The organism is Bacillus sp. MSP13, from assembly GCF_000815295.1.
Taxonomy (GTDB): Bacteria; Bacillota; Bacilli; order Bacillales; family Bacillaceae; genus Bacillus; species Bacillus vallismortis.
Genome location: NZ_JXAQ01000011.1, coordinates 482,315 through 497,318 on the forward strand (window position 1 = coordinate 482,315; position 15,004 = coordinate 497,318).

Genomic DNA, 15,004 nt, shown 5'->3' on the forward strand with positions numbered 1-15,004 from the left:
ATATCCCGCCCTTTCTTCTTGACTTGATTTCACAGGTCAGTTCATATAAAGTGAAAGATGAAAACATTATACCGTTATGGAGGGACAAGCAATGACGCATGTACGCTTTGACTACTCAAAAGCGTTGACTTTCTTCAACGAACATGAACTTACATATTTGCGGGACTTTGTAAAAACAGCACACCATAATATTCATGAAAAAACAGGCGCTGGCAGTGATTTTCTAGGCTGGGTGGACCTCCCTGAGCATTATGATAAAGAAGAATTTGCGCGCATCAAAAAAAGCGCGGAAAAAATCAAATCTGACTCTGATGTATTGCTTGTTGTCGGCATCGGCGGTTCTTACCTCGGCGCGCGGGCAGCGATTGAAGCGCTTAATCACGCGTTTTATAATACATTGCCAAAAGCAAAGCGCGGCAATCCGCAAGTTATTTTCATCGGAAACAACATCAGTTCATCCTATATGAGAGATGTCATGGATCTTCTTGAAGATGCGGACTTCTCTATTAATGTCATTTCTAAATCAGGTACGACAACTGAACCTGCAATCGCTTTCCGTCTTTTCCGCAAGCTTCTTGAAGAGAAATACGGCAAAGAAGAAGCGAAAGCGCGGATTTACGCGACAACTGATAAAGAGCGCGGCGCATTAAAAACGCTTTCTAACGAAGAAGGCTTCGAGTCGTTTGTCATTCCTGATGATGTCGGCGGCCGTTATTCTGTATTAACAGCTGTTGGCCTTTTGCCGATTGCTGTCAGCGGCGTCAACATTGACGACATGATGAAAGGCGCACTGGATGCGAGCAAAGATTTTGCAACATCTGAACTAGAAGAAAACCCTGCATACCAATATGCGGTTGTTCGCAATGTGCTTTATAATAAAGGCAAAACAATCGAAATGCTCATCAACTACGAACCGGCGCTCCAGTATTTTGCGGAATGGTGGAAGCAGTTGTTCGGAGAAAGTGAAGGGAAAGATGAGAAGGGTATTTATCCTTCTTCAGCTAACTATTCAACAGACCTTCATTCATTAGGCCAGTATGTGCAGGAAGGCCGCAGAGATTTATTCGAAACGGTGCTGAATGTAGAGAAACCGAAACATGAGCTGACAATCGAAGAAGCGGATAACGATCTTGACGGCTTAAACTATTTAGCTGGAAACACGATTGATTTCGTTAACAAGAAAGCATTCCAGGGCACGATGCTTGCCCATACAGACGGAAATGTGCCGAACTTAATCGTGAACATTCCTGAGCTGAATGCATATACTTTTGGATACCTTGTATATTTCTTCGAAAAAGCCTGCGCGATGAGCGGATATCTCCTCGGTGTCAATCCATTTGACCAGCCTGGAGTAGAAGCGTATAAAGTCAATATGTTTGCTTTGCTTGGCAAACCTGGCTTTGAAGAGAAAAAAGCAGAGCTTGAAAAACGTCTGGAAGATTAATGTGAGAAAGCTGACTGGCATTTGCCGGTCGGCTTTTTATAAAATCAGAAAGGGGCTGATGTTCATGAAACAAATGGTTAAACATCTCATTATTGCCGCTTGTTCTGCAGCTGTTCTAAGTATCCTTATCTCTTTTGATACGGTGAATACTGTGTTTTCTTCAAGTTATGGCGGTACGTTATTCCACTTTTTCGTCCATGCCTTTCTTCTTATTGGTTTACCGCTTGCTCTTTTTACGGATGCGGTTCACCGGCTGCTGCATTTAAAGCGATCCCATACTCTTTTCACTAAATTAGGGCTCTATGGCGTAGTTGTTTATCTTTCATGGGAATCAGCTGCAGGGCTTGCAGCGGCAATGGCTGTTTACCTTTTAATTGAATGCGCTTTCTTTTTTGCTGGCCGCACGAAAGAAACAACGATTTCCATGTAGTAAGCCTCTGAATGAAGTCTTGTACGGCAGGACAGGATAAGTAATAAAAGGGGCATTTCGATGATTACAATACCTTCCGTGATAGATGGGCAGTCTTTTCTGCTTCAAGAACTGGAACAAATCATGAAGCCGCTTGGTTATGTGATAAACGGCGGCTGGGAATACGATCACGGCTATTTTGATTATAAAATTGACGATCAAGACGGCTATTTGTTTTTAAGGATTCCCGTCCACGCAGTGCGAGGCAGTCTCGATCAACGAGGAGTGGCCGTCCGGATCGGAACGCCATTTATGCTGAGGCAGGTGTTTCAGGCGGATCTTGACGACTATGCCGAGGGAGGCCCGTTCCAATCACTGTTTAATCAATTTTCCGAGCCGGAGAGGCGAGACGCGGAAATTGACCCTGCGTATTTGGACATTGGCGCCTCCCTAGTGAAAGAATTAGAGGATGTTCTGCTGCATTAGATCGCCAGAAATTTGTCTGTTTCGAGCACCTTATACGTAAGAGGAGGGGAAATCACCGGCCCCTCCTCTTTTTGTACACCGATAATTGTCGTGTTGTGATCAAGGAAATAGAGGACACACGTTTTGTAAGCGGCTCCCTTTAAATCATCGGGAACAGGCAGAAGCTTCACTTGCTGATCAATTTTCAAATTGATGCCGCTCTTAGACGGCTGTACATTGGCTTGGTAATGCTGCAGCATCGCTTGGCTGATGAATTCTGAGGTACCGATGATTTGATTAGCGCCAGCCCGCTCCGCATTTGTGACAAAACGGTCAGTCAAAATCTCGACGATACAAAAAGCAAGAGGGTTAAGCCCTTTAACAGATAAAAGAATCAACACTGACAGCATATCTGCTTCAGTTTCACTTTTATACTGATCGGCTGTCACCATCACTGATTCCGCTTCCGTAATATTGGCACGTTTCAGTGTCTCATCATCGGCAGCGTGGCCTCGTATAAAATGAACGTTTTCGATAAGCGGGCCTTCATTTAAAGTCTCATCGATCAGCACAACCGTCTTGGATGGGGCCGCAAGCTGAAGCTGCTTCAGCAGCCGGTTTGTTTTTTCATTCCACCCAATCAAAATGATATGGCCCCGCCCTTTGTAAGCAACTTTTCCTTCAATGTAGCGGTGCTGTCTGCTGAATGCGGCCGCTGATAATGTGGCGAAATAGGCGGTGACAAAGCTTGCTCCGGTCAAGATCAGCAGTATTCCGGCTGCCTGTCCCATCGGTGTGTGGGGAACATAGTCTCCATAGCCGACCGTCGAAACGGTAACAATCGCCCACCAGATCCCTTCAAATACCGATGTGAATTGTTTCGGCTCAAGTATATAGATGATTTGGCCGAACAAAAGAATCAGAAATAAAATAATGACCGCGATTCGGATAAATAACGGCCACCTCAGCCAAGAAATAAAGATCCGATTTGATTTCATTCTGTTTCTCCTTCTTCAGATAATGAGATGGATAAAATCTGTTTAATAATTGTATTTAATTTCTCGTTTAGCTTCTCTTGGCCGTACATATCTCGGGCCTGCTTCATTAAATCGGCTGTATCATCTTCAAGCTGAATAAGCGGCTCATTAATTTCCGAATCATTATAAAGCTGGATAAATGCGTCCAGCCCTTCATTCATTCGGTCGATTGCTGTGCTCAGCTGTTCCTTTTCCTCGCTCGTCACTTTCATGGCTTCCATCACACCCGCGCTTTTTTTTAACAGTATGTCCCACTTCCGGTGATGTTTTTCAAAAAATGAACAAAACATATAAAAACGGATTTCTCCATAAACTAAAGCAAAAAGGATGAAAAAGATGACGATCATTCAAAGAACGATCGTGGTTTTGATCGGAACCCAGCTGGCGGCATCCGCGGTGATTTTGTTTATTTTTGAGTTGAATTCATATAATCACTTTTCCGGCGGCTTCTCCTGGCTTCACTTTCTGAAAAAGAATGTCGGCGGCTTTGCCTTTTATTTATTTTTAGGAGGACTGTTCTTTCTGCTGATCGGAATGTGTGCTCCGAGCCGGAAGAAAAAGCGCATTTCTGTACACCAGAAAGAAAACTCATTAAAATAATCGTAATAAAGAAAGATTTGATCACAGATAAAGGATGATGAAAAATGCTGTTTATATTTTTGACAATAGCCGCATTGGGATTATCGTTTTGGGCACAATTTAAAGTGAAGAGCAATTTTGAAAAATATTCAAAAGTGGAAGCCTCAAGCGGACGTACAGGGGCAGAAACGGCAAGACGGATTTTAGATATAAACGGTCTTTACGACGTGCCGGTCGAACCGGTAAGAGGCACTTTAACAGACCATTACGACCCGACAAAACGGGTGGTGCGGTTATCTGAGCCGGTCTATTACGGCCGCTCAATTTCCGCCATCTCCGTAGCTTCCCATGAAGTCGGACACGCCTTGCAGCATCAGGAAGCATATGGTGCGCTTGTGCTGAGACATAAAATCTTCCCAGTCGTGAATTTTGCATCCGGTGTAGCTCCTTTTCTTTTCTTAGGAGGCATGCTTCTCGGCAGCCTGAATCTGATCGGGCTTGGCATCATTCTGTTTTCAGCCGCTGTCTTTTTCCAGCTGATTACACTGCCTGTCGAATTTAATGCAAGTTCACGCGCGAAGCAAATTATTGTGTCAGAAGGATTCATCCGAAACACTGAAGAGAATGGGGTAAATAAAGTGCTGAGCGCCGCCGCCTTAACATATGTGGCCGCCGCCCTGGTTTCCCTGTTTGAGCTTCTTCGCTTTGTGATGATCTTCTTAAACGGTCGTAATGAGAATTAACGTTAAGGAGGTGGCCCCTTACCATTTATGGTAAGGGCTTTTTTTGCTTATTTTACAATTGGTCGCCATTTTTGTATTGGTTGGCATTACGGCTTTTTTCGTTGCAGCAGAATTTGCAATCGTCAAAATCAGAGGATCAAAAATCAATCAGTTGATCGAAAGCGGTGATAGCCGGGCGCTTGCCGCACACAAAATCATCTCCAATCTGGACGAGTATTTATCAGCCTGCCAGCTCGGGATTACCATTACAGCTCTCGGCCTTGGATGGCTTGGTGAACCGACATTTGAACGCATTCTTCATCCTTTGTTTGAGATGACAGGCATCCCGGAACCGATGAACCACATTGTCACATTTATCATTGCATTTATCATCGTCACTTTTTTGCATGTGGTGCTGGGGGAGCTTGCCCCGAAAACGGTCTCCATTCAAAAGGCTGAAGCTGTCAGCTTATGGGTTGCAAAGCCTTTGATTTGGTTTTATAAAATCATGTTTCCGTTTATTAAAGCATTGAACGGCTCCGCAAGTTTTTTTGTGAAATTATTTGGCTTTCATTCTGTGAAGGAGCATGAGGTTGTCGTCAGCGAGGAGGAACTGAGGCTGATCCTTTCAGAAAGCTATGAAAAAGGAGAAATCAATCATTCTGAATTCCGCTATGTGAATAAGATTTTTGAATTCGACAACCGGGTAGCGAGAGAGATCATGATCCCGCGGACAGAAATTGCGGTCATCTCGTTGGAGCAGTCGCTTGAAGAAGCGATTCATCACATCATTAATGAACGGTATACACGCTACCCTGTCATCAAAGAAGACAAGGATCATATTTTAGGGATCATCAACAGTAAAGACATGTTTAAGGCTTATTTTCTCGGCCAGCCGATAAAGTTAAAACAGATCATGAGGCCCGTTATCAGGGTCATTGAAAGCATCCCTGTTCAGCAGCTTTTGATCCGCATGCAGAAGGAGCGGATTCACATGGCCATTCTCGTAGATGAGTACGGCGGAACGGCAGGGCTTGTCACTGTCGAAGATATTATTGAGGAAATTGTCGGGGACATCCGCGATGAATATGACCAGGATGAAACACCGCACATTTTGAAAAAAGGCGAGCACCATTATGTGATGGATGGAAAAGCGCTAATAGACGAAGTGAACGATCTGCTCGACACTGCCATTGAAAATGAAGAAATTGATACGATCGCGGGCTGGCTTCTGACACAAAAAATGGAGCTGGAAGCAGGGGATGTGATACACGCGGAGGGCTGTGAATTTAAAATCCTTGATGCTGAAGATCATCATATCCGTTTTGTAGAAATAAAAAAAACTGACTTTTTATAAAAGAGCAGCCGAGGCTATTGAGCGGCTGTTTTTTGATGCAGCAGGCGGTTTCCTGAAAAAGCAATGCTGTACATCCTTTTTTCTACATAAGATATATAGACTGTGATACTGAGGAAGGGAGTGGCTGTATGAAAAAGGCTTGGTGGAAGGAAGCTGTTGTCTACCACATTTATCCTCGAAGTTTTAAAGATTCCAATGGCGACGGAATCGGGGATATTCAAGGAATCAGATCCAAGCTTCCCTACATAAAGGAGCTGGGTGCCGACGTCATCTGGATTTGTCCTTTGTACGATTCGCCTAATGCGGATAACGGCTATGATATCAAGGATTACAAAAACATATTAAGCGATTTCGGCACCATGGCTGATTTCGACCAGCTGCTTGGAGATATGCATGAACTGGACATGAAGCTGATAATGGATCTTGTCGTGAACCATACAAGCGATGAACACCCATGGTTCATTGAATCCCGTTCCTCTGTACACTCGGAGAAACGCGACTGGTATATTTGGAAGGACGGCCAAAATGGCAAAGCGCCAAATAACTGGGAAAGTATTTTCGGCGGATCGGCTTGGCAGTATGATCAAAAGACTAGCCAATATTATCTTCACCTTTTTGATCAAAAACAGCCTGATTTGAATTGGGAAAATGAAAAGGTGAGAAATGCGATTTATGACATGGTGAATTGGTGGCTTGACAAAGGCATTGATGGATTTCGGGTGGATGCGATTACGCATATTAAGAAAAAAGAAGGGCTTCCCGATATGCCGAATCCCAAAGGGTTGGATGTCGTTCCCTCCTTCCCCTATCACATGAATGTCGACGGCATAATGGATTTTTTAACAGAGCTCAAAGAAAAGACATTTTCCCGTTATCCGATAATGACAGTGGGTGAGGCAAACGGGGTTTCTGCAAAGGAAGCGGCTGATTGGGCTGGAGAAAAAAACGGCATCTTCAGCATGATTTTTCAATTTGAGCATCTCGGCCTGTGGGATGTAGAAGTCAATGAGAGCATTGATATCGTTTCCTTTAAACGAATTTTAACAGACTGGCAGGACAGTCTTGAAGGGATCGGCTGGAATGCGTTGTTTATGGAAAATCACGACCAGCCCCGTTCAGTTTCTGTATGGGGAGACGACGGAGTGTACTTGAAAGAAAGTGCAAAAGCGCTTGCTGCTGTTTATTTTCTCATGAAGGGCACGCCGTTTATTTATCAGGGACAGGAACTTGGCATGACGAACGTGGCTTTTCCGTCTATTGCTGATTATGATGATGTCGCAATGAAACGCCTGTATGAAATAGAAAGGGCGAAAGGCGCTTCACACGAGGACGTGATGAAGATTGTCTGGAAAAAAGGGCGGGACAATTCGCGAACGCCGATGCAATGGAATGCTGATCCATACGCCGGATTTTCTGATGGCAAACCGTGGATCGGAATTAATGAAAATTACAAATGGCTAAATGCCGAGGCGCAACAAAACGACCCAACATCCGTATACCACTTTTACATGAGTTTGATCAAGCTGCGCCAAACATACGATGTTTTTATCAACGGAATATACGAGCTCATTTTGCCCGAAGATCAGCAAATCTTTGCGTATCTTCGGAAAAACGAGAACCATACTGCGCTGATTGCGGCCAATCTGTCGGCAACACCGGCCTTTTTCAAGCGCGCCGGATTGCCATTGTCATCAGACGCACTCGTATTGTCAAATGTCGAAATAAAGCCTCACAAGCACATGACATCAGTCCTGTTGCAGCCGTATGAAGCAAGAGTATATGTATGGCGCTAAACTCTAGCCATAGACTGGAGTTTTTTGTTTTGATCACGTTTATGTGACTATGTTAACAGGAAAAAGAGAACACAGAACGAATTAGCAAATAGAACGGACAGAAAGGAGATCCAAATGCTGAAAACACTGCAAATCAAAACGAGTAAGCGAGATGAAATGATTGAGATCACACGCGAGGCGGAAGCCTTTCTTCAAGAAACAGGGGTGACGAGCGGCGCTGCGCTGATTTACTGTCCGCATACGACCGCGGGCATTACAATTAACGAAAACGCCGATCCGGACGTCAAAAAAGATATGCTCAGAAGATTTGATGAAGTGTATCCGTGGGAGCACGAGCTGGACCGACATATGGAAGGCAATACAGCTGCGCACATGAAGTCGAGTACGGTGGGAGCTTCCCAACACGTCATTATTGAAAATGGCCGGTTGATTCTTGGAACGTGGCAGGGCATCTATTTCTGCGAATTCGACGGCCCCCGCACCCGGACATGTTATATCAAAATCATGGGGGAATAGGAGGATTTTTATGACGGATTGGCTGAAAACATTATCGCTGACCATACCTGTCATCCAGGCGCCGATGGCCGGCGGGCTGGTCACGCCCGACTTGGCAGCCGCAGTATCGAATGAAGGCGCGCTTGGCAGCTTAGCGTCCGGATATCTCAGTTCCGACATGCTCGAAAAGCAAGTCGTTGACATGCAGCAGCTGACTGATCGAGCATTTCAGGTGAATGTGTTTGTTCCGGAAAGCAGAAAAGAACCGGACGAAGACAGCGTTGAAACTTGGAAAAACAGAATTCCATTTGCCGAACAGGCCTCTCCATTTTCTTCAGAAGAAGAGGAATGGGGGGACTTCCATAGAAAAATAAGCATCATTATGAAATACAATGTCAAAGCCTGTTCGTTTACGTTCGGCATTCCGCCGGATGAAGCCATTCAAGCGTTAAAGAAAAATGGCTGCTGTCTCATTGGTACGGCTACGGTTCCGCAGGAAGCCATCATGCTAGAAGAACGAGGAATGGACATCATTGTACTGCAAGGAAGCGAAGCGGGCGGCCATCGCGGTTCCTTTCTGCCGGTGAGCGGGGAATCCGCACTTGGTCTTATGTCGCTGATTCCCCAGGCGGCAGATGCAGTGACCATTCCGGTAATCGCGGCAGGCGGAATTGCCGACCGCCGCGGCGTCCAAGCCGCTCATTGTCTCGGAGCCCAGGGCGTACAGGTCGGGACGCCATTTCTCATGTGTGAGGAATGCGACGTATCAGAAACGTACCGGCGCGAATTAAAAAGAGCGCGGGGAACAGACACGCGCCTCACCTCATTGTTTTCAGGTAAGCCTGCAAGGGGTATAGTCAATCAATGGATGAAAGAGCAGCAAGCTGAGGAGGCAAACGCACTTCCTTATCCATTGCAAAACACGTTAACAAAGCCGATGAGAAAACACGCAGCCAGAGAAAAAGATTCCGGGTATATGTCTCTGTGGGCCGGGCAATCTGTCGGCATGCTGAACCGGCCCGTTAATGTGAAGTCACTGTTAGCCGAGCTTTGCAGCAAGTAACTTGTGAAACAGGGGTGGCAGATGATGAACATTCTTCAATATTCTTATAAAAAAAGAGGGAAAATTGAGTTTGTATTTGAAGGCTGGCCTCACTCAAAAGTTACAATGGCCCCTATCAATGGCTATTATTTTGTCCGCTTTATCAAATGGAGCAGCCCTGATCCAATCGTGACAAGAAATGACCTTGAAAAAATGGAATGGGCTGCGAACCAGTATTTCGGCACAGCCCCTTTTTATCGAAAACGAAAAGCGTTTGAAACCCCATCGCCCCCGAAATAGGCGTTGGGGCTTTTTTAGCGGACGATGCGGTAAAGAGACGGAACATCCAGTCTGGTCGCCTGAGGCAGAAGATAAGCTGGCTGTACGGCTCCTTTTTTTCGAAAAGAATTCAGCTTCTCGATAATTTGCTGCCCGCTTAAGATTCCCAGGCCGTGGGCGAAAAATTTATCTTCTTCCAGCATAATCACATTTTCGCCTCTCCACTGCGCTTTTTGAGGATCAAACTCAGGGTTTTTAAAATACAGGCAATCTCCAAGGAAATAGTGATGCCCTGTTTCCGTGTATATCGGCAATTTCTCATAGTGCCAGTCATATAAAATAATACTGTCAAAGCTGGCGTCAAATGTTTCCTCCCCGATTGTATCGATCAAGGCCAAATAATAAATGACCACAATGGCGGTGGCGCATTCAAACGCGTAAAACGGGCCGTTTTCTGCAATATCCCGAATCGCTTTTGAGGGCGGCATTCTGTATTTCAGCTCCAAGGCGCCTTCCGGTGAAACCCTCCAATACGCTGTATTCCCGTATGTTTTGAGAAAAGTCGCGAATTTCGCTCCGCTTTTGTGCAACGTTTTTGCCGCTGCTACGATATTCATCCGCAGGTTCAGCTCAAACATCAGTTCGGCAATGGAATGATAATCAAACTGGACAGGCGTCTCAAGCATCTCTTTTAACAGCGGATTCAACTTCTCATCTATCTGCCAGTTTTCAATATCTTGGGGACGGAGCAATTGTCCGGATACAATAATCATCTTTAGCCCCCCTTGTTTTTAATAAGATATGCACAGGGCTTGGAAAATGAAAGCTGTAAACTGAAGATAGCTGAAAAGAACGTCTTCCATTTTTTATTTTAAAACTTTTTTAAGCAGCCGATATATACTGTATCAAACCCGAAGGAGAAACTCGACATGAAGACTTTTATCAACTGGCTGAAAAAACCGTCTATCTCAAGAAAATTAATCGTGTCATTTATTGCGATTCTTATTGTCCCTATTCTGATATTGGGATTCAGTTCTTACCGAAGCGCCAGCAGTAAGCTGGAACAGCAAATTATGGGAAGTGCGAAAACCAGTGTCGACACTTTTAATACAACTATTACAAATGACCTGGGAGCAAAAGCGAAAGGAGTCACTTTTTTCAGTGAATCTCTTAAAAGCTCCGTATTTAAAGGGAAGACTAATCAAGAAGAGCTCAAAACGAAATTTGCACAATATGTCTCTATCAATGAAGGGGTAGCCAGGATTTATGGAGGCGCGGAAAACGGCACCTACATACAAGCGCCCAATGAAAAATTGCCGGAAGGATACGATCCAAGACAACGCCCTTGGTACCAAGATGCGATGAAGGCCGGCGGTGAAATTGTCGTGACAGACCCTTACGTGGCAGCGAGTGACGGAAGCATGGTTATTACCATTGCCCAGGAGTTGAAGGACGGATCCGGCGTTGTCGCCATGGATATCACCATTGACAAATTATTAGAACAGATGAAACAAATCAAGGTCGGCAAAGAAGGCTATGTGTTCATTGCCACGAAAAACAAAACCTATGTCGCCCATCAGAACCATAAGGCGGGGGAAAAGCTCTCAGGCGATTGGGTTGCCAAAATGTACGCCGATAACAGCGGTGATTTCAAGTACATTTTGAATAACGAAGATAAAAAGATGTCATATACAACAAATGAACTGACTGGGTGGAAAATAGCCGGCACAATGTATATGGATGAAATCAAGGAAGCCTCTAAGTCTGTGCTGATCACAGGCATGATCGTGCTGATTGCTTCCATTGCGATAGGCGGGATTTTAATTCTGTTTATCGTTCGATCGATTACAAAACCATTAAAACGCCTTGTGCAATCATCGAAAACGATCAGCAGCGGGGATCTGACAGAAACGATCGATATCCGTTCGAAGGATGAGCTTGGAGAGCTCGGGGAAAGTTTCAATGAAATGGGACAATCTCTCCGCTCACTAATCAGTGCGATTCAAGACTCGGTGAACAATGTGGCCGCATCGTCCGAACAGCTTACCGCATCTGCTGGACAGACGAGCAAAGCCACCGAGCATATCACGATGGCGATTGAGCAGTTCTCAAACGGTAACGAGGAACAAAGCGAAAAGGTTGAATCAAGCTCTCATCAGCTGAACTTAATGAATGGAGACCTTCAGCATGTCTCAGAAACATCATCAGACATCACAAAGGCGTCTATCCAATCAACGGAAATCGCCGGAACGGGTGAAAAGTTTGTCCAGCAGACAGTCGGACAAATGAACTCGATTAATCAATCGGTTCAGCAGGCTGAGGCTGTAGTCAAAGGGTTAGAAGGAAAATCAAAAGACATCACGAGCATTTTGAGAGTCATCAACGGCATCGCTGACCAAACAAACCTGTTGGCCTTAAACGCAGCTATTGAAGCGGCGCGTGCCGGAGAATCGGGCCGCGGCTTCTCTGTCGTAGCGGAGGAAGTACGCAAACTGGCTGTTCAATCAGCCGATTCAGCAAAAGAAATCGAAAAGCTGATCCAAGAAATCGTAGCAGAAATCGAAACCTCTCTTCATATGTTTAAAGAGGTTAATCAGGAAGTGCAGTCCGGGCTTGTTGTCACAGACAATACAAAAGAAAGCTTCCAGAGCATTTTCAGCATGACAAATGAAATCGCGGGCAAATTGCAGACGATGAATTCCACCGTCGAACAGCTGTCGGACCGTTCACAGCATGTTTCAGCAGCAGTCGGCGGCATTGCCGATGTGTCGAAAGAAAGCTCGGCGAGCATTCAAGACATTGCCGCATCAGCTGAGGAGCAGCTTGCCTCAATGGAAGAAATCAGTTCATCAGCAACCACTCTCTCGCAGATGGCAGAAGAGCTTCGTGATCTGACAAAACAATTTAAAATCGAATAAAGGCAAAAAACAGCGCTTCTCAAGGCGCTGTTTTCAGCGTGTCGACAAACCCTCGCATTCGTTGTCAGTCCTGCGCGTTGGTGCTCACGAATTGCTACATTCGCTGTGCTCCAATGCTCGTCCTTCCTAGACTTCAAGGGTTTTCAATCACGCTGAAAAGATGACAAAGTCATAAAACGAAAACCGTTTTATGACTTTGTCAACAATCTGAAAACAGCGCTTCTCAAGGCGCTGTTTTTTTGTGTAGTAAATAATAAAAATGTCACGCCTCACTAGGTGAATTTAGAACTATTTTTCACTTTTTCCTTCATTTTCAATGTAATATAAAGGAATTTCAACCGATATAATTTGTAAATAATTGAAAGAAGGTTCGGAAGGATATGAAAAAAACACTTACTACGATTCGAAGGTCATCAATAGCCAGGAGACTTATTATTTCTTTTCTGCTGATCTTAATTGTCCCTATTGCCGTCCTTTCGGTAAGCGCTTATCAATCAGCAATTGCCTCTCTTGATATCCAGATGACGCAAAGCGCAAAGGAAAATGTTCAAATATTGGATCATATCATTGATGATAAAATCAGGACGACTGAAAAAAGCCTCATGTTTTTCAGCGATTGGGCGACAGCAGATAAATTTAAAGATAAAAAGAAAACAGAGCTAAAAAAGGAATTTAAACAATTTATCCAAATGAATGACAATGTCGCTGCGGTGTTTTCCAGCAGCAAAGACGGGGATTTCACACGTTATCCATACGCAGACATGCCGAGTGACTTTCATGCTTTGGAACGAGACTGGTACAAAGAAGCGATAGCCAATAAAGGCAAAACAATCATTACTGAACCTTATGAATCGATTTCGTCAGGAAAAATGGTCGTCACCATCGCCCGCCAGACGGAGGATGGGTCAGGCGTTGTCGCCGTTGATATGAAAATTGACGACCTGGTCACAACAGCGAAAGAAATCAATATCGGAAAAGAAGGCTATGCTTTTATCCTAAGCCAAAACAAGAAAGTCATCGCCTTCTCCGGAGAAAAAGCGGGAACAGCGTTAAAAGGGGACTGGGTTGATAAACTCTACAATAATAAAAGCGGCGACTTTGAGTATACGTACAAAGGCGAAGAGAAGAAAATGACATTTGTCACAAGCGAAACAACAGGCTGGAAAATCAGCGGCACGATGTATGCGGACGAGATCCATGATGCTGCGAGCAAAGTTTTGACCGTGGCATCAATCGTTTTGGCCATTGCCATCACAGCCGGAATGACGGCGATTTACTTTGTGATTCGGTCCATCACAAAGCCTTTGAGACACATTGTCGCATCAGCTGAAAATATCAGCAAAGGCGATCTAACCGAAACAATAGAAATCAAATCAAAAGATGAACTTGGCGTTCTGAGCCAGAGCTTCAATCATATGGCACACTCGCTCCGCTCTCTCATTCAAGGAATCAAAGACTCGGTAGATCATGTTGCTTCATCATCAGAGGAACTGACTGCATCCGCCGACCAGACAAGCAAGGCAACTGAGAATATTACCATGGCTATTGAGCAATTTTCAAACGGCAGCGAGAGCCAAAGCGAAAGAATTGAGACGACAACCGAACAAATTAATGAAATGAACGATGGATTAGCTGAACTGGCGCAGGCTGCCGTGGTGATTACAGAAACATCCGCAGACTCGACAGAACTATCAAACAAGGGTGAGACACTCGTCCGGAAAACGGCCGGCCAAATGAATGCGATTGACCACTCTGTGAAAGAAGCGGAACTAGTGGTGAAAGGGCTGGAAATCAAATCAAAGGATATCACGAATATTTTGCGTGTCATTAACGGCATTGCGGATCAAACCAACCTTTTGGCTTTAAATGCCGCCATTGAAGCCGCAAGAGCGGGGGAATACGGACGAGGCTTCTCGGTCGTCGCTGAAGAAGTGAGGAAACTTGCGGTACAGTCAGCTGACTCGGCAAAAGAAATTGAAACACTGATCATCGATATTGTCAAAGAAATTCATACATCATTGAACGTACTCCAGTCTGTAAATAAAGAAGTTGAAACAGGGCTTGTCATGACGGATGAAACACAACAAAGCTTCAAAGATATTTCGCACATGACCAAAGAAATTGCTTCAACTCTGCAAAACATGAATGCGACGGTTGAAGAGCTGTCAGCGGGAGCTCAAGAAATTTCTGCTGCTTCAAATGATATCACTGCTATTTCTAAAGAAAGCTCTGACGGCATCCAAGATATTGCCGCTTCAGCTGAGGAACAGATGGCATCTATGGAGGAGATCAGTTCATCAGCACAGACGCTTGAAAGGATGTCTGAGGAACTCCGTGACCTGACAAAACGATTTAAGGTGGATGGGAACGGGTCTGAATAACTATATAATAATGGGAAATTAGTTACCTTTGTTAAATTTCTTCTTTTTTACTGTATATATTTACCCATTTCTGCCGATATGAA

At 44.7% G+C, this 15,004-nt stretch carries 15 protein-coding genes and 1 pseudogene; 13 read left to right on the forward strand and 3 right to left on the reverse strand.

What is annotated here, in order from left to right; genetic code table 11:
- The first annotated feature begins 91 nt into the window (after positions 1-91).
- The 3 genes from SC79_RS14595 to SC79_RS14605 are packed head-to-tail and all read left to right on the forward strand — an operon-like array spanning position 92 to position 2,339.
- Positions 92-1,444, forward strand: a complete 1,353-nt coding sequence (locus SC79_RS14595) for a glucose-6-phosphate isomerase (protein WP_039075653.1) — start codon at positions 92-94, stop codon at positions 1,442-1,444.
- A gap of 58 nt (positions 1,445-1,502) precedes the next feature.
- A complete protein-coding gene (locus SC79_RS14600; protein ID WP_082022738.1) occupies positions 1,503-1,874 on the forward strand; it encodes a hypothetical protein in 372 nt (123 codons plus the stop codon).
- Positions 1,875-1,934: 60 nt separating this feature from the next.
- Entirely contained in the window at positions 1,935-2,339 is a 405-nt protein-coding gene (locus SC79_RS14605) for a YugN-like family protein (protein WP_039075655.1), read from the forward strand.
- Here the strand turns inward: SC79_RS14605 and SC79_RS14610 are convergent.
- The gene (locus SC79_RS14610) at positions 2,336-3,316 is read right to left on the reverse strand and encodes a potassium channel family protein (protein WP_039075656.1); all 981 of its coding nucleotides are present in this window, start codon (positions 3,314-3,316) and stop codon (positions 2,336-2,338) included. The genes SC79_RS14605 and SC79_RS14610 overlap by 4 nt on opposite strands.
- A complete protein-coding gene (locus SC79_RS14615) occupies positions 3,313-3,645 on the reverse strand; it encodes a protein mistic (RefSeq protein WP_039075711.1) in 333 nt (110 codons plus the stop codon). The genes SC79_RS14610 and SC79_RS14615 overlap by 4 nt, the downstream gene beginning before the upstream one ends.
- 46 nt (positions 3,646-3,691) lie before the next feature.
- On the opposite strand from SC79_RS14615, the gene SC79_RS14620 reads away from it, so the two are divergent.
- From SC79_RS14620 to SC79_RS14650, 8 genes and pseudogenes are all read left to right on the forward strand, one after another.
- Positions 3,692-3,955 carry a hypothetical protein gene (locus SC79_RS14620; protein WP_039075657.1) on the forward strand — a complete coding sequence of 88 codons (264 nt, stop codon included), beginning with the start codon at positions 3,692-3,694 and terminating at the stop codon, positions 3,953-3,955.
- Positions 3,956-3,999: 44 nt separating this feature from the next.
- Positions 4,000-4,677 carry a zinc metallopeptidase gene (locus tag SC79_RS14625; protein WP_039075658.1) on the forward strand — a complete coding sequence of 226 codons (678 nt, stop codon included), beginning with the start codon at positions 4,000-4,002 and terminating at the stop codon, positions 4,675-4,677.
- 43 nt (positions 4,678-4,720) lie between these two features.
- A complete protein-coding gene (locus SC79_RS14630) occupies positions 4,721-6,013 on the forward strand; it encodes a hemolysin family protein (protein ID WP_039075659.1) in 1,293 nt (430 codons plus the stop codon).
- 128 nt (positions 6,014-6,141) lie between these two features.
- Entirely contained in the window at positions 6,142-7,806 is a 1,665-nt protein-coding gene (locus SC79_RS14635) for a glycoside hydrolase family 13 protein (RefSeq protein WP_039075660.1), read from the forward strand.
- A 60-nt stretch (positions 7,807-7,866) separates the two neighbouring features.
- Positions 7,867-7,952 (forward strand): annotated as a pseudogene (locus SC79_RS21675) (hypothetical protein); the annotation flags it as partial.
- Positions 7,921-8,322, forward strand: a complete 402-nt coding sequence (locus tag SC79_RS14640; RefSeq protein WP_010329869.1) for a secondary thiamine-phosphate synthase enzyme YjbQ — start codon at positions 7,921-7,923, stop codon at positions 8,320-8,322. The pseudogene SC79_RS21675 and the gene SC79_RS14640, both read left to right, overlap by 32 nt.
- Positions 8,323-8,332: 10 nt before the next feature.
- Entirely contained in the window at positions 8,333-9,364 is a 1,032-nt protein-coding gene (locus tag SC79_RS14645; RefSeq protein WP_039075661.1) for a nitronate monooxygenase, read from the forward strand.
- Positions 9,365-9,388: 24 nt separating this feature from the next.
- Entirely contained in the window at positions 9,389-9,643 is a 255-nt protein-coding gene (locus tag SC79_RS14650; RefSeq protein WP_039075662.1) for a hypothetical protein, read from the forward strand.
- A 14-nt stretch (positions 9,644-9,657) separates the two neighbouring features.
- On the opposite strand, the gene SC79_RS14655 is transcribed toward SC79_RS14650, so the two are convergent.
- Positions 9,658-10,395, reverse strand: coding sequence for a protein-glutamine gamma-glutamyltransferase (locus tag SC79_RS14655; RefSeq protein WP_039075663.1), 738 nt, complete (start codon positions 10,393-10,395; stop codon positions 9,658-9,660).
- Positions 10,396-10,551: 156 nt separating this feature from the next.
- On the opposite strand from SC79_RS14655, the gene tlpB (SC79_RS14660) reads away from it, so the two are divergent.
- A complete protein-coding gene (tlpB, locus tag SC79_RS14660) occupies positions 10,552-12,540 on the forward strand; it encodes a methyl-accepting chemotaxis protein TlpB (protein WP_039075664.1) in 1,989 nt (662 codons plus the stop codon).
- Positions 12,541-12,920: 380 nt separating this feature from the next.
- Positions 12,921-14,921 carry a methyl-accepting chemotaxis protein TlpB gene (gene tlpB / locus SC79_RS14665; RefSeq protein ID WP_039075665.1) on the forward strand — a complete coding sequence of 667 codons (2,001 nt, stop codon included), beginning with the start codon at positions 12,921-12,923 and terminating at the stop codon, positions 14,919-14,921.
- Positions 14,922-15,004 lie beyond the last annotated feature (83 nt).

Bases quoted from the DNA above. Each gene is read 5' to 3' on its own strand.
- SC79_RS14595 (WP_039075653.1), top strand. From the start codon at position 92: ATGACGCATGTACGCTTTGACTACTCAAAAGCGTTGACTTTCTTCAAC.
- SC79_RS14600 (WP_082022738.1), top strand. From the start codon at position 1,503: ATGTTCATGAAACAAATGGTTAAACATCTCATTATTGCCGCTTGTTCT.
- SC79_RS14605 (WP_039075655.1), top strand. From the start codon at position 1,935: ATGATTACAATACCTTCCGTGATAGATGGGCAGTCTTTTCTGCTTCAA.
- SC79_RS14610 (WP_039075656.1), bottom strand. From the start codon at position 3,316: ATGAAATCAAATCGGATCTTTATTTCTTGGCTGAGGTGGCCGTTATTT.
- SC79_RS14615 (WP_039075711.1), bottom strand. From the start codon at position 3,645: ATGTTTTGTTCATTTTTTGAAAAACATCACCGGAAGTGGGACATACTG.
- SC79_RS14620 (WP_039075657.1), top strand. From the start codon at position 3,692: ATGACGATCATTCAAAGAACGATCGTGGTTTTGATCGGAACCCAGCTG.
- SC79_RS14625 (WP_039075658.1), top strand. From the start codon at position 4,000: ATGCTGTTTATATTTTTGACAATAGCCGCATTGGGATTATCGTTTTGG.
- SC79_RS14635 (WP_039075660.1), top strand. From the start codon at position 6,142: ATGAAAAAGGCTTGGTGGAAGGAAGCTGTTGTCTACCACATTTATCCT.
- SC79_RS14640 (WP_010329869.1), top strand. From the start codon at position 7,921: ATGCTGAAAACACTGCAAATCAAAACGAGTAAGCGAGATGAAATGATT.
- SC79_RS14645 (WP_039075661.1), top strand. From the start codon at position 8,333: ATGACGGATTGGCTGAAAACATTATCGCTGACCATACCTGTCATCCAG.
- SC79_RS14650 (WP_039075662.1), top strand. From the start codon at position 9,389: ATGAACATTCTTCAATATTCTTATAAAAAAAGAGGGAAAATTGAGTTT.
- SC79_RS14655 (WP_039075663.1), bottom strand. From the start codon at position 10,395: ATGATTATTGTATCCGGACAATTGCTCCGTCCCCAAGATATTGAAAAC.
- tlpB (WP_039075664.1), top strand. From the start codon at position 10,552: ATGAAGACTTTTATCAACTGGCTGAAAAAACCGTCTATCTCAAGAAAA.
- tlpB (WP_039075665.1), top strand. From the start codon at position 12,921: ATGAAAAAAACACTTACTACGATTCGAAGGTCATCAATAGCCAGGAGA.